The sequence below is a fragment of the Daejeonella sp. genome (assembly GCF_046590655.1).
Lineage (GTDB): Bacteria > Bacteroidota > Bacteroidia > Sphingobacteriales > Sphingobacteriaceae > Daejeonella.
The window spans coordinates 1-25,263 of sequence record NZ_JBKJUM010000100.1 but is presented as its reverse complement, the minus strand read 5'-3'; the positions used below and the strand labels follow the sequence as shown (position 1 = coordinate 25,263).

General features: G+C 42.5%; 16 protein-coding genes. 9 read left to right on the top strand and 7 right to left on the bottom strand.

From position 1 onward, the window contains the following. Positions 1 to 24: 24 nt before the first annotated feature. The 5 genes from ACLL8Z_RS09615 to ACLL8Z_RS09595 form a co-directional block, all read right to left on the bottom strand. Entirely contained in the window at positions 25 to 2,856 is a 2,832-nt protein-coding gene (locus tag ACLL8Z_RS09615; protein ID WP_411274563.1) for a M16 family metallopeptidase, read from the bottom strand. Between the two features lie 30 nt (positions 2,857 to 2,886). Further along, positions 2,887 to 4,044 (bottom strand): acyltransferase family protein, encoded by a 1,158-nt coding sequence (locus tag ACLL8Z_RS09610; RefSeq protein ID WP_411274562.1) that lies wholly within the window; start codon positions 4,042 to 4,044, stop codon positions 2,887 to 2,889. A gap of 78 nt (positions 4,045 to 4,122) precedes the next feature. Further along, entirely contained in the window at positions 4,123 to 5,646 is a 1,524-nt protein-coding gene (locus ACLL8Z_RS09605; protein WP_411274561.1) for a sulfatase, read from the bottom strand. A 7-nt stretch (positions 5,647 to 5,653) separates the two neighbouring features. Continuing rightward, complete coding sequence (nagB, locus tag ACLL8Z_RS09600; RefSeq protein WP_411274560.1) at positions 5,654 to 7,570, bottom strand: glucosamine-6-phosphate deaminase; 1,917 nt, start codon at positions 7,568 to 7,570, stop codon at positions 5,654 to 5,656. Positions 7,571 to 7,784: 214 nt separating this feature from the next. Then, on the bottom strand, positions 7,785 to 8,528 hold the full coding sequence (locus ACLL8Z_RS09595; protein WP_411274597.1) for a DeoR/GlpR family DNA-binding transcription regulator: 744 nt from the start codon (positions 8,526 to 8,528) through the stop codon (positions 7,785 to 7,787). Between the two features lie 462 nt (positions 8,529 to 8,990). Here ACLL8Z_RS09595 and ACLL8Z_RS09590 point away from each other — a divergent pair, with 462 nt between their 5' ends. The 5 genes from ACLL8Z_RS09590 (at position 8,991) to ACLL8Z_RS09570 (ending at position 17,728) form a co-directional block, all read left to right on the top strand. Beyond that, positions 8,991 to 12,404 (top strand): SusC/RagA family TonB-linked outer membrane protein, encoded by a 3,414-nt coding sequence (locus ACLL8Z_RS09590; RefSeq protein ID WP_411274559.1) that lies wholly within the window; start codon positions 8,991 to 8,993, stop codon positions 12,402 to 12,404. A gap of 10 nt (positions 12,405 to 12,414) precedes the next feature. Then, the gene (locus ACLL8Z_RS09585; protein ID WP_411274558.1) at positions 12,415 to 14,253 is read left to right on the top strand and encodes a RagB/SusD family nutrient uptake outer membrane protein; all 1,839 of its coding nucleotides are present in this window, start codon (positions 12,415 to 12,417) and stop codon (positions 14,251 to 14,253) included. Between the two features lie 95 nt (positions 14,254 to 14,348). Then, positions 14,349 to 15,371 carry a glycosyl hydrolase family 18 protein gene (locus ACLL8Z_RS09580; protein ID WP_411274557.1) on the top strand — a complete coding sequence of 341 codons (1,023 nt, stop codon included), beginning with the start codon at positions 14,349 to 14,351 and terminating at the stop codon, positions 15,369 to 15,371. 9 nt (positions 15,372 to 15,380) lie between these two features. Then, positions 15,381 to 16,154 carry an N-acetylmuramoyl-L-alanine amidase gene (locus ACLL8Z_RS09575; RefSeq protein ID WP_411274556.1) on the top strand — a complete coding sequence of 258 codons (774 nt, stop codon included), beginning with the start codon at positions 15,381 to 15,383 and terminating at the stop codon, positions 16,152 to 16,154. Positions 16,155 to 16,174: 20 nt separating this feature from the next. Then, positions 16,175 to 17,728 carry a glycoside hydrolase family 10 protein gene (locus ACLL8Z_RS09570; protein WP_411274555.1) on the top strand — a complete coding sequence of 518 codons (1,554 nt, stop codon included), beginning with the start codon at positions 16,175 to 16,177 and terminating at the stop codon, positions 17,726 to 17,728. An 83-nt stretch (positions 17,729 to 17,811) separates the two neighbouring features. On the opposite strand, the gene ACLL8Z_RS09565 is transcribed toward ACLL8Z_RS09570, so the two are convergent. After that, complete coding sequence (locus tag ACLL8Z_RS09565) at positions 17,812 to 18,426, bottom strand: porin family protein (RefSeq protein WP_411274554.1); 615 nt, start codon at positions 18,424 to 18,426, stop codon at positions 17,812 to 17,814. 137 nt (positions 18,427 to 18,563) lie between these two features. Here ACLL8Z_RS09565 and ACLL8Z_RS09560 point away from each other — a divergent pair, with 137 nt between their 5' ends. Both ACLL8Z_RS09560 and ACLL8Z_RS09555 read left to right on the top strand, forming a co-directional pair. Continuing rightward, the gene (locus ACLL8Z_RS09560) at positions 18,564 to 18,779 is read left to right on the top strand and encodes a hypothetical protein (protein ID WP_411274553.1); all 216 of its coding nucleotides are present in this window, start codon (positions 18,564 to 18,566) and stop codon (positions 18,777 to 18,779) included. Between the two features lie 96 nt (positions 18,780 to 18,875). Further along, positions 18,876 to 20,606 carry a S41 family peptidase gene (locus tag ACLL8Z_RS09555; RefSeq protein ID WP_411274552.1) on the top strand — a complete coding sequence of 577 codons (1,731 nt, stop codon included), beginning with the start codon at positions 18,876 to 18,878 and terminating at the stop codon, positions 20,604 to 20,606. Between the two features lie 94 nt (positions 20,607 to 20,700). Here ACLL8Z_RS09555 and ACLL8Z_RS09550 read toward each other — a convergent pair whose 3' ends face one another. Beyond that, a complete protein-coding gene (locus ACLL8Z_RS09550; RefSeq protein WP_411274551.1) occupies positions 20,701 to 22,839 on the bottom strand; it encodes a prolyl oligopeptidase family serine peptidase in 2,139 nt (712 codons plus the stop codon). 252 nt (positions 22,840 to 23,091) lie between these two features. Here ACLL8Z_RS09550 and ACLL8Z_RS09545 point away from each other — a divergent pair, with 252 nt between their 5' ends. Next, positions 23,092 to 23,859 (top strand): UDP-2,3-diacylglucosamine diphosphatase, encoded by a 768-nt coding sequence (locus tag ACLL8Z_RS09545; RefSeq protein ID WP_411274550.1) that lies wholly within the window; start codon positions 23,092 to 23,094, stop codon positions 23,857 to 23,859. Positions 23,860 to 23,964: 105 nt separating this feature from the next. Next, on the top strand, positions 23,965 to 25,038 hold the full coding sequence (gene prfA / locus ACLL8Z_RS09540; protein WP_411274549.1) for a peptide chain release factor 1: 1,074 nt from the start codon (positions 23,965 to 23,967) through the stop codon (positions 25,036 to 25,038). Positions 25,039 to 25,263 lie beyond the last annotated feature (225 nt).

Below are 25,263 nucleotides of genomic sequence, written 5' to 3'. Positions count from 1 at the left end.
ATAAGTAGCCAAAAACAGACTCTCTTACTTCGTCTCCGGAAGTAATACCAGCCTGATATAGTTATTGCCGCTTAAATAAGTATTTGCAGCTGTTTTCAATGCTGCAGGCGTTAGCTCTTTCAATGAGCTTAAATACGTCAATACCTGTTTAGGATCTTCTTCATTTTGTAGCTGATTACTTAAATAATTCAGCCAGAATCCGTTATCCTTTAACTGGGTTTCAGTCGTGCGTGTTTCTTCTGCTATGAATTTTTCGAGGTCGACTGCCAAAGCACCATTTTGCCTGATCTTGTTGATCTCATCAAGTGTGGAGCTGATCAATTTCTCGACATTCTCAGGTGCGCTGCCAAAAGTAATATTCATGGTATATCTGCCTTGCGGTAGCTTGCTGTAGGATGCACGGGCACCAACACCATATACACCGCCTTCGTCTTCGCGCAGGCGTTCGATAAGTTTTATCGACAATACCTCAGCGAGAGCATCAAGCTGGTTATTATTTTTTTCATTGTAATTGTAATCGCCACTGAATACCAGTCTCACATTTGCTTTAGGCTCTTTTCCTTTATATACTTTTTTGTCAATTTTTCCTGCGGGAATCTTAATGCCAAGATCCTTTGCGCTCTCTTTCCTGTTTGTTGAAGGCAGCGATCCTAAATACTGTTCAAGCATGGGCTTGATCTTTTCAGGTTCAAAATTCCCCACAAAAGTGAACGTAAAATCGCTTGCATCAGCAAAACGATCTTTATAGATATCAAATGCCCTGTCAAGGTTTATTTGTTCAACTTTTTGTACGGTAGGGCCTGTACGGCGTACATTATAATTACCCAGGACTGCAGACACTGAATCTGCAAACACACTGTTCGGATCGTTCTCACGGTTTGCCAGACCGCCCTTGCTTTGGGCGATGAGGCCTTTAAAGATTTCGGCATCCTTGCGCGGTTGTGTGAAGTACAAATAAGTTAGTTGAAGTGCGGTCTCAAGATCTTTAGGTGCTGCAGATCCCGAAATTCCTTCAAAGCGCTCCCCGATATATGGGCTTACAGAAACTTTCTTCCCTGTAAGCAATTTGGGAAGCTGTACGGAATTAAATTCGGCGATTCCTCCGCTTCTCACCACGGCGGTAGCAGAACTTGCCGACTGATAATCAGCATCGCTGTAAAGTGAACTGCCACCCGGGCTAAACGCAGTGAAGCTGATCTCGTCATTTTTAAAATCGGTAGGTTTCAAAACAACCCGAACTCCGTTGCTTAAGGTATACTCAGTTATCCCCAATTCAGCTATTTTCTTTTCTGCAGTTACCTTTCCGCCGGTAAGTTTAGTGGCCAGCAATGGTTTGTCAGACACCTGATCAACAAATGCGGTAACATTCTCCTGGTTAACATTACTGATCCAGCTGTTAACCGTGGCCTCATTCGGAAGGGTTGCTTTATCCTTTTCGGGGCCCATTATAATAACGTCACGATTTAGATCAGTGATATATTTTTTAGACAATTGATTTACGTCCTGAAGACTTATCCCTGGTGTAATGGTCGTAGCGAGTTCGTATTCATAGACAATTCCGGGACTTGCTTCCTGCTCAAGGAAATTTCTTACATATTCATTCACCAGCTGATCCGAAGAGGTTTTGTCCTTCTCTTTCAGTGAAGATTCCATATTGGTTATATATGACTGTTTAGCGCGGTCTAATTCTGTTTGTGTAAAACCGAATCTCTGAATCCTCTCAGTTTCGGTCAACACAGCTTTGAAGCCACGCTCAAGTTCGCCCGGCTTGGCCACCACAAATGCATTGTAAACGTCTAATCCAGCCAGAAAGGCGCCAATATTTGCACCTGCCTGTAAAAATGGGGGATCAGCTTGTTTGCTAAGTTCGCCAAAACGCTCAGCTACCATTTTGTTGAACAAGGATCGCACAATGCTATTCCTGTAATCTGTTTTAGTAATTAATTTTGATTCCGGATGTTTAATCAGTATCTGCGCCACCGTTACCGGGAATTCATTGTCAGTAACAGCCATAAACTGGTTTTTATTGATCAATGGAATTGCATAGTTTGTACGTGCTCTTGGTTTCGCAGGATTTTTCAGATCAGAGAACTTGGATTTGATCATATTTTCCATGGCATTTACATCGATATCACCCACGACAATCAGCGCCTGCATATTCGGACGGTACCAGTCCTTGTAAAATTGCTGGATAGTAGCATAGCTGAAGTTTTTTAGCACATCCTCAGTTCCGATTGGCAGACGGTTAGAATATCTCGAATTATTGAAGATCATCGGAAGATATTTATCCTGCAAGCGTTGCTGAGCTCCTTTTCCCAAACGTTTTTCTTCCAGAACTACTCCCCGTTCCTTATCGATCTCTGCAGGATCCAGCGTAGCATCCTGTGCCCAGTCGCGCATGATCTGTAATCCATTTTTTAAGACTGCGGGATCATCAGATGGGATGGGTAGCTGGTATACAGTTTCATCAAAGCTGGTGTATGCGTTAAGATCCGCACCGAACCTCACACCGGCTTTTTGCAGGTAGTTCACCAAATCGTTCTTTGGAAAATTTTTAGTTCCGTTAAAGCCCATGTGCTCCATAAAGTGAGCCAGGCCCTGCTGATCTTCATTTTCCAAAATAGATCCTACCTTGTTGGCCAGATAAAGCTGCACCCGGTTTTTGGGTTCAACATTCTTGCGGATATAGTAGGTAAACCCATTAGGAAGTTTCCCTATTTTGACTGCAGGATCCAGGGGAATAGCTGCCTCCGGTTGTGGTTTCGCGACTCTCGTCGTGGTTTGTGCATTCAGGATGCCAGACAGCGAAAGCAATATTGCTCCAGCGCTGATATAGACCTTGAAATTATGTTTCATAAGTTTGCATTTAGGTATTACAATATATAATTAAACCTTTATTATTATTTTTTTACTGTACATCCACCAAAGGATTGCGAGCCAGATTAATATAAAGGTTATTGCCCCTGCGAGCGAAGCATTTAAGGGTGAATAGTAGGGTGTAAAAAATGTTTGATACATCCATTCTCTGGAGCCAGCCTTAGAGCCGTCCGGCATGTCAACTTGAATCATGTTTAGAATGCGCGGGATCAGACCTGACAGGAAGAATACGGTAATGGCGTTTACACCATAAACTACGAAGGGTGTGGTGCCCTTCTTATATCCTTGTACATCGATAAGCCAGTATGATAAGGCAAGTCCGAGCGTTGCTAAACCTCCTGCATATAATACAAAGGAGCTGGTCCATAGCGCTTTATTTATTGGAAAAAAAAGGTCCCATATCAAGCCTGATATAACAGCAAGCAGTCCGACAGAGAACATCCATGAAATCTTTACAGCATCGGGTTTATCTTTCCGCTTCAGCCATGAGCCAATCAAAACGCCAAATAAACCTGTTGCTATGGCGGGAAGAGTACTCAGAATTCCTTCAGGATCCCAGGTTCTTGCTGAACGCCATAAATGGGCTTCAGTAAGCAAAGTTCTGTCCAGCCATGCGCCAAGATTAGTTTCCTTCTCAAGATTGGCATAGCCTACGCCCGGCACAGGGACAAACGTCATTAAGAGCCAGTAACCGATTAGTATGCCAATCAGGATTCTGATTTGTGTTTTTTCTCTAGTTTTAATAAATATCAAAGCAGCAACAAAAAATACAACCGCAATTCTTTGCAGCACCCCGGGTATCCGAACCGTTCTAAAAGCTTCGATTGGTTCTGTAAATACCCGCGGAAAGAGCGAGAGGAACAAGCCTAAACCAAATAATATTAAAGCTCGTTTTAAGGCTGTAATAATTAAAGTTGAATGTTTTACATGATCTTTTTTTGATCCCAGTGCAAAACTTATCGACACGCCCACAATAAATAGGAAAAATGGGAAAATAAGATCGGTGGGGGTGCAGCCATGCCATTCCGCATGTTTGAGCGGTTCATAAATATGGCTCCAGCTCCCGGGATTATTGACCAGGATCATTGCTGCCACAGTGAATCCCCTGAAAACGTCGAGAGATAGTAACCTTGGTGGTGAAGTTTGTAAGATGGGAGGTTGAGTCATTGAGTTTGGGTTAATTAGAAGACTAAATCTGCATAATATTTAGGGAATAACAAAAAAGCGTATGTCCCAAACCTTATTTTAATTGTCTTGCAACCACTTCAGTGCTTCAATATCCTTGTTATCCACACACAATTGCCTTAGTTGTTTCTTTAAATCCACAGTTATAGACTGATACTCTTTCTCACCATAAAGATTATTCATTTCATTGGGATCTGTTTGAAGGTCATACAGTTCCCAAAAATTCCTATGATCATAAAAGCGTATCAATTTGTAGCGGCGGGTGCGGATGCCGAAGTGTTTCAAAACACTGTGTTCTCCGGGGTATTCATAGAAATGGTAATATGCAGATCTTCTGATGCTAGCTTTCGGATTTTTGAAAAGGGGCATCATAGACCGGCCCTGAATTTCTTTGGGGATTGACACACCGGCGGCATCAAGAAATGTAGGGGCGAAGTCTACATTGGAAACCATCTGATCGGAAACGATACCGGATTTAATAAACCCGGGATAGCGGATAATAAGGGGAGTTCGCATGGACTCTTCATACATGAAACGCTTGTCGAACCAGCCATGCTCACCCAGATAGAAACCCTGGTCGGAAGTGTAAACTACCATTGTATTTTTCGTCAGGTTGTTGTTATCAAGATAGTCTAATATTCTTCCAATATTGCGGTCCAGAGACAAAGTGGTACTGTAATAATCTCTCATATAGCGCTGGAATTTCCACTCTGTTAATGCCCTGCCGCTTAATTTTCTCGTAAGGAAATCCTCTTCGATCCGATCGTAATAATTGCTCCAGGCTTGTTTTTGTACGGGATTCATCCTGGCAAGGAAAGCTTGAGCGAGGTTGTCGGGGTCGCTTTTCATTTTAAGATCGTAGCCGAGCTTCATGGTTTTTTCAACCGACATATCCTGCATAGCTGCAGCCAGTCGTTTATCATAATTATCGTAAAAATTGGAGGGTAGTGGAAAGGTGACGTCGTCAAATTTTCCAAGATCCTGGATATCGGGCATCCAGGTCCGGTGAGGGGCTTTCTCGCCCACGACAACAAAAAAAGGTTTTGCCTGATCACGGTTGCTGAGCCATTTAAGGGCTAAATCTGTGATTACATCAGTACCATATCCTTCTATCCGGCTGGTATCGCCTTTCATACTAATGAAAGAGGGATTGTAATATTGACCCTGACCGGGGAGGATATTCCAATAGTCAAATCCCTGAGGATACGATAAAAGATGCCATTTTCCTACCCACGCGGTTTGAAAGCCAGAAGCTTGCAACCTCTTAGGAAAAATGTCCTGTGACACATCGAATTTATCGTGATTATCTTTAAAGCCGTTTATGTGGCTGTACTTACCTGTTAGGAGAATCGCGCGGCTGGGGCCGCAGATTGAATTTGCGACAAAAGCTTTATTAAAAACCGCGCCCTGCTTTGCCAGCCTGTCCAGATTTGGGGTTGCACCCATTTTAGAGCCATAAGCCCCTATCGACTGGACTGCATGGTCATCCGTTAGGATAACGATTATATTGGGCCTGTTTTTCTGCTGAGCAAAAACATTTAATCCCAATACCAGGGTTATGATCAGGAAGGCAGTTTTTTTCATGCCACAGTTAAAATTTCCAGCGTACAAAAGCTTCCATAGCTTCGTATTCTGCAAGTCCTAATCTGTCATATGATTTTGCAGTTTCCCGCGTGCGATCTTCTGCACGAACCCAGAATTCCCGGGCATCGTCTCCTGGAAATACTGGCCGGTCCTTCTGAGACTGATGTTTGAAAATAGCGAAGCGTTTCCGTTCAACTTCCTGAGGTGAAAGCGGAACGGCCATCTGTATCTCATGTGTTTCGAATTCATGCCAGGCGCCGCGGTACATCCACAGCCAGCAATCCTTTACCCATGATTCGTTTTCTAGCCTGTTAAGTGCCTGTGTTATGATATCGAAACACACTTTATGAGTTCCATGAGGATCGGCAAAATCTCCGGCTGCAAAGATCTGGTGAGGTTTTACCTTCTGAAGGAGTTCCATAGTGATCTTAATGTCAGCTTCCGTAACAGGATTGCGTTCGGTCTTTCCGCGGTCATAAAAAGGAAGTGCCATAAAATGGATCCGATCATCTGCAAGGCCTGCAAAACGGGCCCCACTGATAGCCTCGCCTTTACGTATCAATCCTTTCAGGGTCTGAATTTCATGTGTATCTGCCTGGTTAGGTTGTTTAGAATCAAGGAAGGTCCGCATCGACATATATAAGGCGTCTAACTTTTCCGTGTCAATGCTAATTGCCTTACTGAAATCCCGTGCGAACTCCACAAAACGGAGGGCATCATCGTCCCAGACTGCCGTATTCCCTGAAGTCTGGTATGCAACATGTACTTCGTGACCCTGATCTACAAGGCGAATGAAAGTTCCACCCATGGATATCACATCATCATCCGGATGAGGCGAGAATACAATCACCCGTTTTTTATCCGGATTGGCACGTTCAGGGCGCTGACTATCATCTGCATTCGGCTTACCACCCGGCCAGCCAGTTATTGTATGTTGAATTTTATTAAAAATATCAATATTGATATTATAGACCGGGCCCTTTTCTGTGGCCAGCTGCGCCATACCGTTATTATTATAATCTTCTTCTGTAAGTTTTAAGATTGGTTTATCAAGATGATTAGCAAGCCATATCACAGCTTTTTTTATCAAAGGGCCATCCCAGACACAATCTTTAACAAGCCATGGGGTATTAAAGCGTGTAAGATCTGATGCTGCATCCTGATCCAGAACAAATTCTACGTTTTCAGAAAGCTGAAGATATGTCGCCGGTACATCTGATGATATTTCGCCCTCTACCGCCTTTTTTATTATGGAAGCTTTTTTAGTATTCCATGCCATCAGTATGATTTCCCGGGCCTTGAATATAGTACCGATACCCATAGTGATAGCCTTCGTGGGAACATTCTGTTTGCCACCGAAATCGCGCGATGCATCCCTGCGAGTCAGATCGTCAAGTGTTACCAGGCGTGTTCCTGAATTTGGTGCTGAACCCGGCTCATTAAAACCAATGTGACCTGTACGACCAATTCCCAGGATCTGCAGATCCAGACCTCCCAAATCTGTTATTTTTTTCTCGTAGTCCAGGCAAAATGCCGGTATCTTTTCTATATTTAATGTGCCATCCGGGATATGGACATTGGCCATTTCGATGTCTATATGATCAAATAAATTCTCTTTCATAAAGCTTACATAGCTCTGTGAAGAGGTAGGCTTCATCGGGAAATATTCGTCCAGATTAAAAGTGATGACGTTCTTAAAACTTACATTTTCTTCTTTATGAATTCGTACCAGTTCTTTGTACACACCTATAGGTGTTACTCCTGTAGCAAGGCCAAGTACAGCTTTCTCGCCATTTTTACTTTTTTTCAGAATAAGGTCAGTAATTCTCCGGGCAACTTTGCGGGAAGCAACGTCAGTATTAACATAAACAGTAACAGGTAGCTTTTCGAAGCGGGTTTCTTCCAGTAAATTTAATCGGGCCATGAGGGGGTCTGACTTTTAGTTGAGAAGCAAATATAAAAAATTAAACCTTTGATGTCCGGTATCTATATTTTTTAGAACGGTCTGTTTGATTTTCTGCGCTTTATTGCGGGTAATTTGCTGCTGATCTAAGTGGAAAAGTAACAGATGCGAAAACTAAAGAAACACTTCCGGGAGTGGCAGTGAGGTTAAAAAAGAGCCTGATCATTGATACTCTTTATATCACGAGCGTATGTTCTTCATACAGACGCAATTTACTATCCGAAGGCGCCAGATCAGTGATCAGGTAATCTATTGTATTGAGAGAACACACCTTCATCTTCTTTACAGAATTTAGTTTTTCGCCGATGCACATTATTGCAATACGGGCCGAAGCCCTGATCATCGCTTTTTTGACCTGAAGAACTTCCCATTCAGAATCAGTTATTCCGTCCTGGAGGTCTATTCCGTTTGTACCCAGAAAACAAAGGTCTACTCCAATTTCTGAAAGGTCTCCAATGGTTTTTGACCCCATATTAACCTGCGCGTTTTTGTTGAGCGTTCCGCCAATCAGAATAACGGTCAAAAGCTTTTTCTCGGACAGTTCAAGCGCAACAACCGGGCTGATTGTAAAAAATGTGGCCTCCATATCATCGGGCACCAGCCTGGCCATTTCAAGCATGGTTGTACCGCCACCTGTCAGAACTGTCATACCCTCTGAAATGAGCCCTATCGCCTTACGTGCTATCTCTTTTTTTGCATCCTGGGCATAAACATCTTTCTGTTCATAAGGAAAATGGAAAGATTTGGACAAAGCGCCTCCGTGAACTTTAATGATCTTCCCGTTTTCTGAAAGTTCATTCAAATCTCTTCTCACAGTATCTTCTGAAACATGCAGCTGCAGGCCGAGATCTGACGATAGAACCTTGTTGTGCAAATTAATTTGGCGTATGATAAAGGCATGCCGTTCTTTTTTTAGCATGCCGGCAGTAATGATTTTCATGTAACGGTCAAGTCTAGCTTCATAAAGTTGCGGTTTTTTTCGGGAATGCAAAATTTTGGGACGCTTAATTTTACAAATCTCCGGAGTTTTACCATCCTCGCTATAGAAATGCCTCCCATTTCTTGTCGGACTGCAAATTCATGCAGTTTGTATTTGCTTATCCATTGTACACTAAGGGGAACCTATAAATATCCGATAAATTACCAAATTCTTATAATAGTACGCCTAGGACTCTTAAATGGCATTTTGTTTTTTAATTGCGTGTATTAAATACACTTTAATTATTTAACACTATTTAATTTGAAATGCAGATTTCTTCATTTATTTTATCTTTTTGTTGCGTAGTTCTGCAATTAATCCAAACTTTAGTGTGTAAATTAATTGATTCAAAAGCTCATTGAGGCCTATCTAATCATCATTTCTTAAACTAATTATCGCAGTATGAAAAAAACATTACTAATGTTGTTAGGGATATTTTTATTCGTAATCAGCGCTGTAGCACAGGAAAAAACTGTTACAGGGAGTGTTACTGATACTGATAATCTACCTCTTCCGGGTGTATCTGTAAAGATCAAGGGAACTACAACTGGCGTATCCACAGGCTTGAACGGGAATTATTCAATAAGAGCAAACCAGGGGGCTGTGCTTCAATTTAACTTCATCGGTTCTGTATCACAGGAACGTACCGTGGGAGTTCAGGATGTGATTAATATTAGCCTTGCAACTGATACCAGATCACTTGAAGAAGTGGTTATTGTGGGTTATGGAACACAGCGCAAGGGCAACCTGACCGGTGCTGTTTCAACGATCGACGTCAAGAAAACTCTCTTAGGCAGACCAGTTGCTGATGCGGGCAGGGCACTGCAGGGCGCTGTTGCAGGTGTGAGTGTAAGGGTTCCAAGCGGCGAGGTTGGATCCGATCCGGTCATTAAAATCAGGGGCCAGATAGGATCTATTGTAGGAGGTTCATCCCCATTGATACTGCTCGATAACGTAGAGATTCCAAGTATACAGCTGGTAAATTCAAGTGATATCGAATCCATAACGTTCCTGAAAGATGCCGCTGCATCATCCATTTATGGCGCTAAAGCAGCTTTCGGTGTCGTTTTAATCACTACTAAAAAAGGGACCGGCACAGAAAAACCACAGGTTACCTATTCAAGTAACCTATCGTTTCAGAACCCCTGGAAAGAACTAGAAATGGGTCGAGTAAGTGCACTCAAATATAGTGTGGATGCATTTGAGCGCACAGGAGGAAACGTTTCAGGCGCATTTTATAAGACCAGCCGGGAAAGCTACGAAAAATCAGTAGAATGGGAAGCTAAATATGGCGAAACCGTCAAAAACAGCGACCCGACCGTATATGGCCGTGATTGGTACTTTGATGCTGCAAGAAATTTCAAGTTTGGTGTCAGAACTTATGATCCGTATGAATCAATGGTAGAAGAATGGGCTCCTACCCAGCTTCACAATTTATCTCTCGGCGGTACGCAAGGGAAGACTTCTTATAATATAGGGTTAGCTGCGTTGGACCAGAGCGGTATGATGAAATCTGCGAAGGTTGACCAGTTCACCCGTTATAATGCATCTGTAAGAGTAAACAGTGAGGTTAGCAAATATTTCACAGCCCGCGCTGGTGCTATTTACTCAAGAAGAAATAAGGAGTATCCATATGTCACTAACTCTACAACTGCCGATCCATGGTTGTACATGTACAGGTGGAGCTCACTCTTTCCATATGGAAACGCAGAAACCGGTGAAGCGATCCGCAGCCCTGCCAGTGAGGCGGATGCAGCTAACACCGCTAACATCCTTCAAAACTACCTGAATATAAACCTGGGCGGAACGTTCAACGTGATGAAAAACTGGACTGCTGATCTTGATTACTCATTCTCTAACCAGGAAGGAAGAACGAGGCGTCCGGGTACTAAGTACACCGCAAGAGACTCGTGGGTTGCACCGATAGCAAGAGTGGACGGAAGCGGTAGCCCGGTATTTGTGAATGCAGAAGGAGCAGTTGTTCCATCAACCACCACTGGGGCGATCCGTGCCTATGATCTTCCCCTTTCTACCTATACATCTACTGGCGCTGCCCCTGATCACCTTTACAAGTTCGCAGAGAATTTTTACCGTCATACCATTAACGCGATCACAACGTATAATCTCAGCCTGAAAGAGAACCACCAGTTTAAGTTCCTGGCCGGTTTGAACAGGGTTACGGATAACCGTGCGAACCAGTTCACCCAGGTGACCAACCTGACTAACCTGAATAATCCGCAGTTTGGCAACACGATTGGAGTTCAGACAGGCGGGGGTGACGAATTCCACGAGGCGCAGCTGGGATACTTTAGCCGCGTGAATTATGCATTTAAGAATAAATATCTTCTTGAAGGTAACATACGTTACGATGGATCTTCTAAATTCCCAACTCATCTCCAGCACCGTTGGTTCCCGTCTGCATCTATCGGATGGGTGGCGAGTGAAGAGAGTTTCATGAAATGGACCCAGCCAGTTTTGAATAGCTTGAAATTCAGAGCATCGTACGGATCAATCGGCGATCAATCTGTGCCGAATAACCTGTACGTTCCAACCATGAACAGCGGACAGACTACCTGGATCAACGGTAGTAATGCCCGTGAAGTGGCTGTAGGTACGCCGGGTGCGGTCGCACAAGACATTACCTGGCAGGATATCAGGACAACGAACTTGGGTTTGGATGCCACATTTCTTAACGACCGCTTAAATCTGACCGTCGAGGTGTACAAAAGGAATACTGACAATATGATTGTCGGGTTAGAAGGTATTCCAGGTACTTTTGGTACAGGGGCGCCCAGGGGAAACTATGGTTCTTTGGAGACCAGAGGATTGGAGTTGTCACTTAACTTCGACCACCGTTTTGAAAATGGTTTGGCAATAAATTTAACAGGAAATGTCGCGGATGCGAAATCAATCTTTACTAAGATCAGTTCCTCTCAGATAGTCACTGGCAACTACAATGGCAAAACTTTTGGTGAAATTTGGGGATACCGGACAGACAGGTTATTCCAGGACAGCGATTTTGAACTGAATGCGGCCGGAAAGCCACAGCTTATCACACTGACAGCTGCTGAGAGTGCACTTCATGCCGGTAAACAGGCTTTCAAATTGAAAACCGTTAATGGTCAAAAACCAGTTTACCAGCCATTCCTGCAAAACAGCTCGACGTTCAGTTTCGGTCCCGGCGACGTTAAATTTGTCGATCTCAATGGTGACGGCGAGATCAGTAATGGCAACAGGCTGTTAAGCGACTACGGCGATCTTGAAAAAATAGGAAATTCAACCCCTCGTTATGAATACGGATTCAGATTGGGTGGTGATTTCAAAGGGATTGATGTTGGTGCTTTCTTCCAGGGAGTAGGAAGCCGTCAGATCTGGGGAGACGGAGCCTTGGCGATTGCGGGTTACAATTCAGGAGACGGAGCCATACCAGCAGCGATTTCGGATAACTATTGGACTCCAACCAATACAAACGCATTCTATCCTGCGGCCTTTAACAACGGAGGGAGCAATTCCACCAACAACATGCAAGTCCAGTCAAAGTATTTATTAGATATGTCATACCTGCGAATGAAAAGCCTAACTCTGGGATATTCATTACCGAATAAGATGCTTAGAAAGGTAGGTATTAACACACTGCGTGTTTACGTAGCGGGAGAAAATTTGTTATCGTGGGATAAGTTAGGCGATCTGCCAATTGATCCTGAGTACATCAACGGATTTTCGATGTTTAATACTGACAACTACAACTCAGACAGAACAGGTGTTGCAATTCCAACGTTCAAAAGCTTCTCGTTTGGTGCTCAATTAAATTTCTAAACTTACAAAGATGAAATATCAATTTAAATTTATATACAGTGTCGTTGCGGCATTCGTTCTAATCACTTCCTGTAACAAGGATGTACTGGATCGCCCGCAATTGAACGACCCTACGGACGCAACCTATTGGAAAAATGAAACGGATGTGCGGTTATACGCAAACGGGTATTACTCAAATTACTTCAACGGGTTTGCAAGTTCATTTACCGTGGACTACACTCCTGTCCGTGGCTATACGTTTTCGGACGACCTGACCAGCAGGAATGTTCAGTCACCATTTGAGAACACAGTTCCGCCAAGTCGTCTTTCGACTTTGGAAACAGGTGCATGGATGTCTCAATATGCAGGGCCTACCTGGAATTTTTCATGGGTGCGTAAAACCAATATTTTTATAGACCGTCTGGACAATGTGGCAAAGCCTAATTTAACAACGGAAGCTTATAACCACTGGAGTGGTGTTGCACGCTTCTTCAGGGGATATGAGTACAGTCGATTGGTAAGTGTATTTGGAAATGTGCCTTATTTCGACAAGGACGTTAAGGAAACAGAACTAGATATCCTTTATAAAGATCGTGATAACCGCGGTGTGGTAATGGACAAGGTTTATGATGATTTTAAGTTCGCCCTGGCCAATATTCGTATCAATGATGGAAAGCAATACCTGAACAGAAACATTGCAGCGGGTTTTATTTCCCGTTTCATGTTGTTTGAAGGTACTTTCCAGCATTATCATAACCTGGATGCTGCCCGGGCTAAAAAATACCTGGAACTGGCAGTCGAAGCTGCACAGGTTGTAATGAACAGTAATGCGTACAATTTCGGAAGTGATTTCAAGGCACTATTTTCTTCCGATAATTTGAATGGAAACCCAGAAGTGCTTTTATACAGAACGTACGATGCTGCTTTAACAGTTACACACAGTATCGGATCATACAGCAACGGTACAGAAGGTAATAGTGGCGATGCCAACCTGGATCTGGTAAAAGCGTTCATAGTGAACGATGGAAAACCATACCAGAATTCTACCGTGGCAAACGCTGCTAGTTTCTCCATCCCTGAACTGGCAAAAACCCGCGATCCGCGTTTCGAAGCTACATTTATTGACCGCGCTCACACACCAGCATCAACATTGCTTTATGGTTATAAATTTGCTTCCAGAGAGGCCATCACTTTTATCGGTAAAGCATACCCTGCTATGTGGGGAAGCAATACAAACACCAGCGATGCGCCGGTCATGCGTTTGGCAGAAGTTGTACTGAACTGGATCGAGGCAAAGGCCGTATTACAACAGCACTTTGCAGGTCCGGTGGTAACGCAAGGGGATTTGGATAAATCGATCAACGCCATCCGTAATCGTCCCCTGGATGCAGCGGCTACGGCGAAAGGAGTTAAAAAAACTTCTCCGATGCTGGTTGCAGCACTACCGGTTGACCCTGCGCGTGACTCCGATGTACCCGCCCTGATCTGGGAGATTCGCCGCGAGAGACGTATGGAATTTGTGTATGAGCATACCAGGCTGTTAGATCTGAAACGTTGGAAGAAACTTCGGTATATGGACTACAGCACTAAACCTGATTACTTATTAGGTCCGTTTGTGAATATGCAAGTTGAGACTCCGGCATTGCTTACTACAGCATTTATCAACAAGTCGAAAGTTAGAAAGGATGATGGAACTATCGTAACGTTTAATGGCACCAATAAAGATGCGATGGTAGGCTACTTTGTAGTTGAGAATGCCGTCAACAGAACTCCATTCACCGACAGGTCATACCTTGCTCCTATCGGACAAACCCAAATTGTGGAGTACAAGGAAAGAGGCTATACCCTTACACAAACTATCGGCTGGTAATTGTGTGATAACAATGAAGTATAAGAAAGGAGTCTGTTTAAATTATAGACAGTCTCCTTTTTTTGGCATAAATATTCTTTACTTAATATCTTTCGATGAAGAAACTGATATTTCCGCTGCTGGTGAGTTTATTCTTTTTGAATGCTTGTAAAAAAGGTGGCGAACCTAAGCCGATAGTTCAACCGCCACTTCCGAAACCATCTTACATTTCAGACAATAGCTTTAAAATTGTCGCATACTTCCCTTCCTATCAGAATCCCGATTCTGTAGATATTAACAAGTATAAAATGATAACCCATTTATTTTATGCTTTCCTTACTCCAACTGCGAGCGGGAGCTTAAATTCACTTCCTCAATTAGCCCGGTTCAATCAGGTTATAGCAGCTGCCAGAAGCAGAAGTGTTAAGGTTGGAATTTCTGTATCCGGAGCTAATGATATTTTCGTAGCCTTAGCGGCCAATGCGGGTGCCAGGACAAATTTTGTCAAGAATGTATTGGCGTTTGTAAAGTCGAATAATCTGGACGGTGTTGATCTTGATTGGGAATATCCCCGCACCACTGACGGTAGTGATGCAACTTACACCCTGCTTGTTAAAGAGCTTTCTGATACCCTTCATAATAATAATAAATACTTGAGCGCGGCGGTCACACCGGCGGTGTACGCAGGCAGTGTAAGGGACGGTTTTCGACCTGAAAACTTTCAGTATTTGGACTTTCTAAATATTATGATGTATGATGGGCTGGCGTGGGATAAAGCTGCTCCTAAACAGCACGCATCCTACAATATGTCAGTTTTTAGCTACGATATCTGGCTGAATACAAAAGGCCTGAGTAAGGAACAGGCTATAATGGGAATTCCCTCTTATGGCAGGAATAGCTCAAATGCATCGGCAGGTTACAGAACTCTTATGGCTGCAGGGGGTAAATCTAATATCGATTCAGCAGCTTATAACGGATCGGTATATTACTACAATGGAACTAAAACTGTAAAGGAAAAAGCAATGCTGGCTAAACAACGGGGTAATGGTATCATGTTCTGGGAATTCTATTTCGATACTAATGGCACTAATTCTTTACTTAAAGCAGCAAATGATACGTTAGGCAGAGCCTATAACTAAAGTCCAAACATGAAAAAATACCTTATTCTATTCTTACCCTTGCTTTTTCTGTCAGCCTCGTTCGTGAGTTTACATAAGGAAATTTTTGCCGATAGAACTAATTCAAATCAATCCGTATCGATCCCTTTAAAAAAGTGCCCTGTAGTGATTTGGCAACCTTCACATCAAACCAATACGGGTGTCGAGTTTAGCGAAGCTGCCGTATGCAATGGCATAGTTGAAGCTGCGATGGCCGCAGAACCTCGAATGAAAGAGTTTAAGGTCTGGAGTCTGGGAAAGAAAAACCTTCACCATGCGGATGTAGGCAGTAATACAATCATTGAACAAACATCAGCCCTAATAAACGGTCAATTATCAGGCTATGCGTGGGAGTTGCAGAAATCAAACAAGAAACAGCCTGAAGTATTCATTTCAGTTCATAATAATGGAGGCACAAAGCGTCATGCCATTTGGGGTTTTATACACGAGGGAGATAAGTACGAAGCTGAAAATCGTGCGCTTGCTAGTCGCCTGGTTAAGGCTATCAGTGCTGCAACTGGCTTGGAAGACAGGGGTGTACTTTTTGACAGCTCAACCGGCAGAAATGATTATAAATGTACAATAAGCGGTAAGCTGGCTTTCTTCAGCCTGGATGAGAATGTGAATAAAGCGCCCTATCGAGTGCTGCTTGAAGTTGGAGATAATGGGGTAAGTAAGGAATTTCTCGAAAACCCCGCAAATCAGAAAAAGCTTGGCGTGGCAATAAAAGCTGCGCTGGCAGAATGGATAGCGGAAAAGAGATAATGATATTTAATTGCAATTTAATGAGAAAGTCACTGTTAATTATCACAGGTCTGGCCACTTTAATGACTGCCTGTACAACTATAAAACCTGTCAGCCTTGTTAACCCAGTCACGACCGTACAGGAAGGTCCAAAGATTCCATCCGAATTCCGTGCTGCCTGGGTGGCAACGGTTGGAAACAGCAGCTGGCCAAGTAAACCAGGTTTGAGTACTAATCAGCAGCAGCAGGAAGCTTTGGTGTTGCTTGATTATTTAAAGAAGCATAATTTTAACGCAGTCATATTTCAGGTCCGGCCACAAGCTGATGCATTATATAAAAGTGATCTTGAACCATGGTCTTACTTTCTGACTGGTGAAATTGGAAAAGCTCCGGATCCTTATTACGACCCTTTAGAATTTTGGACCGCCGCTGCTCATGAGCGTGGTATTGAATTGCATGTATGGCTAAATCCCTATCGTTCTCATCACAAGTCAGGTGGTGCATTGTCTGAAAAGTCGTTTGTAAAAACTCGCCCTGAATTGTCGGTTTATCTAAAAGAAGGTTATTGGTGGATGGATCCCGCAAAAAAGGAAACTCAGGACCACACCGTCTCTGTTGTTATGGATATTGTAAAAAGATATGATATCGATGGAGTACATTTCGACGATTATTTTTACCCGTACCCTTCATATAATCAGAATGAAGATTTTCCTGACGATCAAAGCTGGACGAGCTACCAGAAAAATGGAGGGAAACTGACCCGAAGTGACTGGCGACGCGAAAGTGTGAATACATTAATACAGCGTTTGTATAAAGAGATTAAAGCGGAAAAGAAATATGTAAAATTTGGACTTAGCCCTTTCGGTATCTGGAGGCCAGGGTTCCCAGCATCTATAGAAGGTTTTGATCAGTATGATCAATTATTCGCTGATGCACGGCTCTGGTTGAATAAAGGGTGGATTGATTATTTTACACCTCAATTATACTGGGATGTAAACCGGATACCGCAGAGTTTCCCGGTACTTCTGGGTTGGTGGTCTTCTGAAAACCTGATGAACAGGCACCTATGGCCAGGAATTAGTGTTTATAAGGGCGGTGGGGAAAAGAACAATGATGAAACTGTTAATCAGATCATGATCTCCAGGGGAATGCTGCCAAAAAGCATGGGGACGGTGCACTGGAGCATCACAGCGCTTGTTAAAAACGATAGCCTTTCGAAAGCCCTTTTGGATGGCCCTTATAAAAAACCAGCACTCGTTCCGGCAACTCCATGGCTGGATAATAAGGTGCCAGCACCACCAGTAGCAAATACGTCCCTTATAGGAGACAGCCTGAATGTAAGCTGGAATCATCCTGACGAGAAAGATATTTTCCGCTGGGTCGTCCACTATAAGTACGGAAATGTTTGGGACTATCGTGTGTTAAATTCTGGAGACCGAGCCCTAACTCTACAGCGTAATTTATTGGTAATGCCAACAGCAGCTCAAAAAGCAAAAGGAAATATCAACCCTACAAGTATTTCTTTAAACAGGATTGCCATTACAGCAGTAGACCGGACCGGGAATGAAAGTCTTCCTTTTAGACTGGAACTGTGATTTGAGTTATCAGTTACCAGTTACCTGGCAAAGCGTCTAGTCGACCCAGTCTGGTTACCGGTAACGGGTAACTGGCAACTGATCTACAACAGCTTAATTCCTAAACTTAAATGAAATAGATTCTGCTTTTGATTGTACTCATCACTCCGGCTGACATTGCTTAAGCCACCTTCATAACGCAGGTCTATTGTTAGGTTCCCCACGTCTACACCGGCACCCGCCTGATATGCCCAATTCTGTTTTTTGTAATTATCAAAATCACTTATATTTTGATAAGCACTGTCAAAGGTGGTATTCTCATTAATTACAAACGAAGCTACCGGACCGCCCATAAATCGTAAATTCAATTTGCTGGGGCCGATTTTCGTGCCGATAAGTAATGGAAGGTCCAGTGTGGTAAATCTAACCTTCCCACTAGCTTCAACCTCATTTCCATTTGTATCTTCTACTTTAATAAACTTGTTCCCTTTACTTCCTAGGTATAATTCTGGTTGCACATACAGTCCGGCAGCGCCTAACCGCGTGAAAATACCAACATGGTAACCGACAATACTATTCTCATCTGTGAGATCATCTTCCGTTTTCAACTTGGAATAATTTGCTCCACCTTTTATACCAAATGCAAAGTTCGGCAGCTGGGCCATAGCGGCTACACCAGCGGTCAGCATTATACAGGTAATTACAATGATTTTCTTCATAATTAATATGTAAGTATTTACGAGATTCACGCTTTCGTATTAGACGTTTTTTTTGCAAAAAAATTGCATGAACGTTCATTTTATAAATCGTCTTGTGAAATATCGGGATATAACTTAATTTTGTGGAAATTTAAGCCATGGCAGAGATCAGTATCAGCAATTCAGATTGGGAGCGTTTAAAATTAAAGATTATACGTAAATACAATCACTTGAGTGAGGAGGACCTTTCCTATCAGCAAGGGCAAGAAGAAGAACTGATCACACGTTTAATGAACCGGATCAAACGAAACAGGGAATATGTGGTCTTCACTTTGAAGAAGGGCATGGTTCATTTGGATACGAACAGGTTGTAATTCCTTTATTACAAACACCTTAAATAAGCTTTTCTGTAGCAGGCATATACTATTAAGTCAGGTTTTTCGTACTTTTAAGTATCATAATTGAAACGTATGAAGAAATCTTTTGATGCTAAGCCTGGTAAATCTGCTTTGAAGAGAAGAATCCTGATTGGTTCCTTAGCTATTTCCCTGTTCTCCATATCCTTTGTGGAGGATCTTTTTCAGGTTTCTAAAAATCTGGACATCTTCGCATCAGTATATAAGAACCTCAGCATTAATTATGTTGATAATGTCAATTCATCAGAGATGATGAAAACAGGTATCGATGCTATGCTGCAGGATTTGGATCCATATACTGAATACATCCCTGAATCTGATATCGAGGACTATAAACTAAAATATGTGAGTACACAATACGGCGGAATTGGCGCCACCATTTCTAACCGCGATGGTAAGGTTGTAGTAGCTCAGCCATATGAAGGTTTCCCCGCACAAAAAGCGGATGTTCGTGCAGGTGATGAAATATTAGAGATCAATGGAGTATCATTAAAAGGGAAGGCTAATGATCAGGTAAGCTCCATGCTAAAGGGATCAAAAGGAACCCCCGTAAAGCTTTTAATCTTAAGGCCGGGTTCGTCAAAACAAATAGAGATAAATCTCCAGAGAGAAGAGATCAGACAGGAGAATGTATCGTACTTTGGAATGCTTGAGGGCAACATTGGATATATTAAGCTTGATAAGTTTCTGGAAAATTCCGGGCAGGAAGTTAAGAATGCGCTTATTGACCTTAAAAAGAACGATTTGAAAGGGATTGTCCTTGATCTGAGATATAATGGTGGAGGAATTCTTCAGGAAGCGGTTAAAATTGTAAACCTTTTTGTGGATAAAGGAGTTACGGTAGTTATCCAAAAAGGAAGAAATCGCGAGAAATCGATAACATATAATACGTTCAATACACCGGAGGAGCCAAACCTTCCCTTGGTTGTTTTAGTTAATAATCGCGCCGCTTCTGCATCAGAGATAGTCGCTGGTTCATTGCAGGATCTGGACAGGGCAGTAGTAATAGGGCAGAGAAGTTTCGGTAAGGGACTTGTTCAGCAAACATTTAATCTTCCATATAACAGTCTGGTAAAAGTCACTGTCGCAAAATATTATACTCCATCCGGCAGGTGTATACAAGCTCTTGATTATACCCATCGCGACAGCGAAGGGAGCGTTGTCAAAGTAGCCGATTCGTTGATCACCGAATATAAAACTAAGGCTGGAAGGTCTGTTTACGATGGCAGTGGCATCTTTCCGGACGTTTTTGTCAAACCGGTTAAATACAATTTGATTACCCAGACACTTGCATCTAAATTTCATATTTTTGACTATGCCACATTATATCGGAATGAGCGTGCAGCAATTCCGGATGCAAAGGGCTTTAAGCTTACTGATGCTGAATACTCCAAGTTTGTAGCATATCTATCAAACCGCGACTATAACTACAATACCCGCACCGAAAAAATTTTGAATGATTTGCGTGACGAAGCCGAAAGGGAAAGCAAGATGGGAGATATCAAAGCTGAATATGATGCATTAAAAACCAAAGTATCCCACAGTAAGAAGAATGATTTGACACAGTTTAAAGACGAAATCCGTAAAGTACTCGAAGCTGAAATCGTTGCCAGATATTTTTTTGAAAAAGGCAGGCTTGAACAAGGATTTAAATACGATGCCGATATCGCTGAGTCCCTTAAAATTATCAGTAATAGATCTGTTTTAGCGTCGATACTTAATGGCGAAGGAAATTATAAATCAATAGGGAAGCCTGGGGTCAATTTTTCTGCAAACGCTCAGTGATTTTCGTTGTTGGTTATTGGTTGTAAGTTGCTGGACTGGATTTCCGACATTCCTAACCGCCTAGCCTAACAAACGACAACGAACAACTAACCCCTCACTGTTTCCAGGTCAGCCCCATATTATACAACATAAACGCCCATTTATCTACCTGCTCTTCGATTATCTTAGCAGTGGGTTTTCCAGCTCCATGACCGGCATTTGTTTCTATACGAATCAAGGCAGGACTTTCGCCACTGTGAAATTCCTGTAAACGGGCTGCAAATTTGAATGAATGTGCAGGTACAACACGATCATCATGGTCGGCTGTAGTAATTAATGTTGCCGGATATGAAACTCCCGGTTTTAAAGCATGATAAGGCGAATACTTAAGCATATATTCGAACATTTCCTTGGATTCTTCTGCTGTCCCATAATCATAAGCCCAACCCGCTCCGGCAGTAAACTTATTATAGCGGAGCATATCGAGAACACCCACTGCAGGAAGTACAACCTTGAACAATTCAGGCCTTTGGCTCATAACTGCTCCAACCAATAAGCCTCCATTCGACCCCCCGGAAATTGCGAGGTAGTCTTTGGAAGTATATTTATTACTAATTAAATATTCCGCTGCTGCGATGAAATCGTCAAATACATTCTGCTTGTTCATTTTCGTACCAGCCAAATGCCACTTTTCACCATATTCACCGCCTCCACGTAGATTAGGCACAGCATAAACCCCGCCCTGCTCCAAAAGAACAATATTAGAGGTACTGAATGCCGGTGTCAGACTGATGCTAAAGCCCCCGTAACCGTAAAGAAGTGTTGGGTTTTTTCCATTGAGTTCAACTCCTTTTTTGTGAGTGATGATCATCGGAATCCGGGTTCCATCCTTGGAGGTATAGAAAACCTGTTTAGAAACGTACAAAGAGGGATCGAATGAAACCCCGGATTTCTTGTACTCAAGCGACTGCCCAGTACCGATAATATATTTGAATATTGTTGGAGGATAAATATATGAAGTGAAAGTATAGTACAATTCCTTTTCGGATTTTTTGGCGCTGAATCCGCTTGCTGTACCTACTCCGGGAAGAGTTACAGTTCGCTCGAGGTTACCATTCATGTCGTACTGCATCACCAGCGAAGTGGCATCTTTGAGGTAATTGGCAAATATCTTTCCGCCGGCTGTATTTACATTTAACACATTCCCTGTTTCAGGAATGAGGTCTTTCCAGTTTGCTGGTGATGGGTTTAATGCATCAACTGTAACTACTTTATAGTTAGGAGCGTTCAAGTTCGTGAAGATGTACAATTTGCCGTCGATATTATCGATAACATAGTGCTCTCCGTCAAAGTTATCAACCACATTCACAATCGGGCTTCCAGGTTTGGACAAATCCTGAATGTAAAGCTCATTTCCCGTCGTTGACTTTGCGGCTGTTATAACCAGGAATCGGTCATCTTCCGTAACGTTGCCGCCAATGTATCGCCTTGGGGTGTTATCACCGCCAAATACAAGAACATCTTCCGACTGTTTAGTCCCGAGGCGGTGGAAATATAACTTATGATATTGAGTGAGACCAGAAAGCTGGCTTCCTTCTTTTGGTTTATCGTAACTACTGTAATAAAAGCCTTCTTTTCCTCTCCAGGAAAGTCCTGAGAATTTAACATCCGTCATGGTATCCCCCACCATTTTCAGGTCGCTTGTATTTAGTATTATCACCTTTCGCCAGTCCGATCCTCCTTCAGAAATTTGATATGCGGCCATGCTCCCATCTTTAGTAAACTCAATCCCTGCAAGTGATGTGGTGGCGTCTTTTGAAAACTTGTTAGGATCTAAGAAAACCTCAGGAGTACCTCTATCTTTTTGGCGGTAAAGGACATATTGATTTTGGAGTCCATCGTTTTTGTAAAAATAGGTATAGGTACCCTCCTTAAAGGGCGCGGTGAATTTCTCATAATTCCATAAAGTTTCTAGCCGGTTTTTGATCTCATTCCGGAAAGGTATTCTCGCTAAATAATTCTGGGTGACTTTGTTTTCAGCTTCTACCCATGCCTTGGTATTTTCTGCTCTGTCATCTTCCAGCCAGCGATATGGATCTTTGACCGTCGTTCCAAAATAGGTGTCAGAAACTTCAACTTTATTTGTTTTCGGGTAGTTCATTGTATTGGGATTCGGGCTTGTATGTTGGGCGTTAACCATGTGACAACTGAGCAAAGCAACACTTAGTACGCTAAAAGTTAGAATTGATTTCATGTGAAATTGGTTTTATTTTTTAAAAATAAGAAAAGACCTTGAGAAACATGTAATATCCTCGTTGCCTGAGCAGAGAAGTACATATGAACACAGGATCTGAAGTATAAGTTGACAGATTTGTGATAAGCAGTGTAGTTTCGCATGACAGCTGAGAAATGGTCAATAAACAACAAATGAACTGTAAATAGATTGTGCATACACCTCCCGGGAAGTGTTTAATTCAAAAAGCAAAAATTATGTACTTTTGAAATCATGCCAGGCACCAAAATTTACTTTGCATCTGATTTCCATCTGGGTGTTCCAGACAAAACAAGTAGCCGGGTACGGGAAGACCGCATTGTAAGATGGCTGGATCAAATCAAATCTGACGCAGCAGAGATCTTTCTCGTTGGGGATGTGTTCGACTTTTGGTTTGAATACGAGACGGTTATTCCACGTGGATTCATCCGATTCCAGGGTAAGCTCGCGGAATTAAGCGATTTGGGAATTGGAATCACTTTTTTCAAAGGCAATCACGATATGTGGATGTTTGATTATTTTTCAAAGGAATTAGGTATTAATATCATTTCTGATGAACTTGTCATTGAAAGAAATGGTCTGAAATTTTATCTCCATCATGGTGATGGGCTCGGTCCGGGAGATAAAAAATATAAGCTTTTAAAAAAAATATTCAGGAGTAAAACCTGTCAATGGCTTTTTGCCCGTTTGCATCCTAACCTGGGTATTGCCATTGCTCAGAGTTGGTCCAGGAATAGCCGTGCCCATAATGCGGAGGAGGACGCCTTTGGAAATATCGAAAACGAATGGCTCTATACATATTCACGTGAAATGCTTGAAAGGGAGCATTTCGATTTCCTGATCTTTGGACATCGGCACCTTCCTTTAGACTTAAGCTTAGGCAAAAGCCGCTACATCAATCTTGGTGAGTGGGTTCATTTTAATTCATACGCTGTTTTTGATGGGAAAAATCTTGTATTAGGGTATTTTGAACGGGACCCGAAAACGACAAATCTGTCATAGAATATTCCTCTTAGTTTCAAGATTATTTATTATCTGAAAAAGCCGTATTTTTGTGAATTATTAGCATATCCCAAAATACTGGGTATTTGCAATCCGAAATAGACGATGTTAGATAAATTAGAATTAATTAAGGAGCGCTGGCAAGACGTAGAACGGGAACTGAGTAACCCTGCAACCATGGGAGACATGAAGCGTTTTGCCCAGCTTAATAAAGAATATAAAGATCTTACCAAAATTGTAGACGAGTACAAGATTTATGGTCTCGTTATGAGCAATATTGAGGCTAACAAAAACCTTCTTTCCAACGAGAAGGATGATGAGATGCGTGAAATGGCTAAGATGGAGCTTGAAGAGCTGATTCCGCAACAGGAAGAACTGGAGGAAAAGATCCGAATGATGCTTATTCCACAGGATCCTGAAGATGGCAAAAATGCTATCGTGGAAATTCGTGGCGGTACCGGTGGTGATGAGGCAGCTCTTTTTGCAGGCGATTTATACAGGATGTATACTCGTTTTTGCGAACGTAAAGGCTGGAGAATGGAAATAGTTGATGTTACAGAAGGTACAGCAGGCGGTTATAAAGAAGTTGTATTTAATGTGAATGGAGAAGATGCCTACGGCCAGCTAAAATATGAATCAGGTGTTCATCGCGTACAGCGTGTTCCTGATACGGAAACAGCCGGGCGTGTGCATACATCAGCTGCATCTGTAGTGGTATTACCCGAAGCCGATGAATTTGATGTTCAGATAAGCATGAATGATGTACGGAAAGATTTGTTTTGTTCGTCTGGTCCGGGCGGGCAGTCAGTAAACACTACTTATTCTGCCGTACGTTTAACTCACCTACCTACAGGAATTGTAGCACAATGTCAGGACCAGAAGTCACAGTTGAAAAATTTTGATAAGGCTTTTGCAGTTTTAAGAAGCCGGGTTTATGAGCTTGAACATGCGAAGATGCTTGAGGAAACTTCCAAAAAGCGAAAAACAATGGTTGCAACAGGCGACCGTTCTGCCAAGATCAGAACGTATAATTATCCCCAGGGAAGAGTAACAGAACACCGGATCGGCTTAACCATCTATAACCTTCCGAATGTGATGAATGGCGATATCCAGGAAGTTATCGACCAATTGCAGCTTGCAGAGAACGCGGAAAAGATGAAAGAAGGATCATTTGCCTGACATTTAGTCTGCAGAAATCGGTAAAACCCGGCTTCATTTTAATGTTTTTAATTGAATATTAGGGGGTTAAGGACTATCAGAAAATTAACCTTTTTATTATTTGCACTGTAAGGGTTATTGCCGTATATTTGCCTCACTTTTAAGAAAAACGATCTTGAAAGTAGTTCTAATAATGATTCCGTAGCTCAGCTGGTAGAGCATTACACTTTTAATGTAGTGGTCCTG

Coding starts and splice junctions, on each gene's coding strand:
- ACLL8Z_RS09615 (WP_411274563.1), bottom strand. CDS start 2,856: ATGAAACATAATTTCAAGGTCTATATCAGCGCTGGAGCAATATTGCTT.
- ACLL8Z_RS09610 (WP_411274562.1), bottom strand. CDS start 4,044: ATGACTCAACCTCCCATCTTACAAACTTCACCACCAAGGTTACTATCT.
- ACLL8Z_RS09605 (WP_411274561.1), bottom strand. CDS start 5,646: ATGAAAAAAACTGCCTTCCTGATCATAACCCTGGTATTGGGATTAAAT.
- nagB (WP_411274560.1), bottom strand. CDS start 7,570: ATGGCCCGATTAAATTTACTGGAAGAAACCCGCTTCGAAAAGCTACCT.
- ACLL8Z_RS09595 (WP_411274597.1), bottom strand. CDS start 8,528: ATGCTAAAAAAAGAACGGCATGCCTTTATCATACGCCAAATTAATTTG.
- ACLL8Z_RS09590 (WP_411274559.1), top strand. CDS start 8,991: ATGAAAAAAACATTACTAATGTTGTTAGGGATATTTTTATTCGTAATC.
- ACLL8Z_RS09585 (WP_411274558.1), top strand. CDS start 12,415: ATGAAATATCAATTTAAATTTATATACAGTGTCGTTGCGGCATTCGTT.
- ACLL8Z_RS09580 (WP_411274557.1), top strand. CDS start 14,349: ATGAAGAAACTGATATTTCCGCTGCTGGTGAGTTTATTCTTTTTGAAT.
- ACLL8Z_RS09575 (WP_411274556.1), top strand. CDS start 15,381: ATGAAAAAATACCTTATTCTATTCTTACCCTTGCTTTTTCTGTCAGCC.
- ACLL8Z_RS09570 (WP_411274555.1), top strand. CDS start 16,175: ATGAGAAAGTCACTGTTAATTATCACAGGTCTGGCCACTTTAATGACT.
- ACLL8Z_RS09565 (WP_411274554.1), bottom strand. CDS start 18,426: ATGAAGAAAATCATTGTAATTACCTGTATAATGCTGACCGCTGGTGTA.
- ACLL8Z_RS09560 (WP_411274553.1), top strand. CDS start 18,564: ATGGCAGAGATCAGTATCAGCAATTCAGATTGGGAGCGTTTAAAATTA.
- ACLL8Z_RS09555 (WP_411274552.1), top strand. CDS start 18,876: ATGAAGAAATCTTTTGATGCTAAGCCTGGTAAATCTGCTTTGAAGAGA.
- ACLL8Z_RS09550 (WP_411274551.1), bottom strand. CDS start 22,839: ATGAAATCAATTCTAACTTTTAGCGTACTAAGTGTTGCTTTGCTCAGT.
- ACLL8Z_RS09545 (WP_411274550.1), top strand. CDS start 23,092: ATGCCAGGCACCAAAATTTACTTTGCATCTGATTTCCATCTGGGTGTT.
- prfA (WP_411274549.1), top strand. CDS start 23,965: ATGTTAGATAAATTAGAATTAATTAAGGAGCGCTGGCAAGACGTAGAA.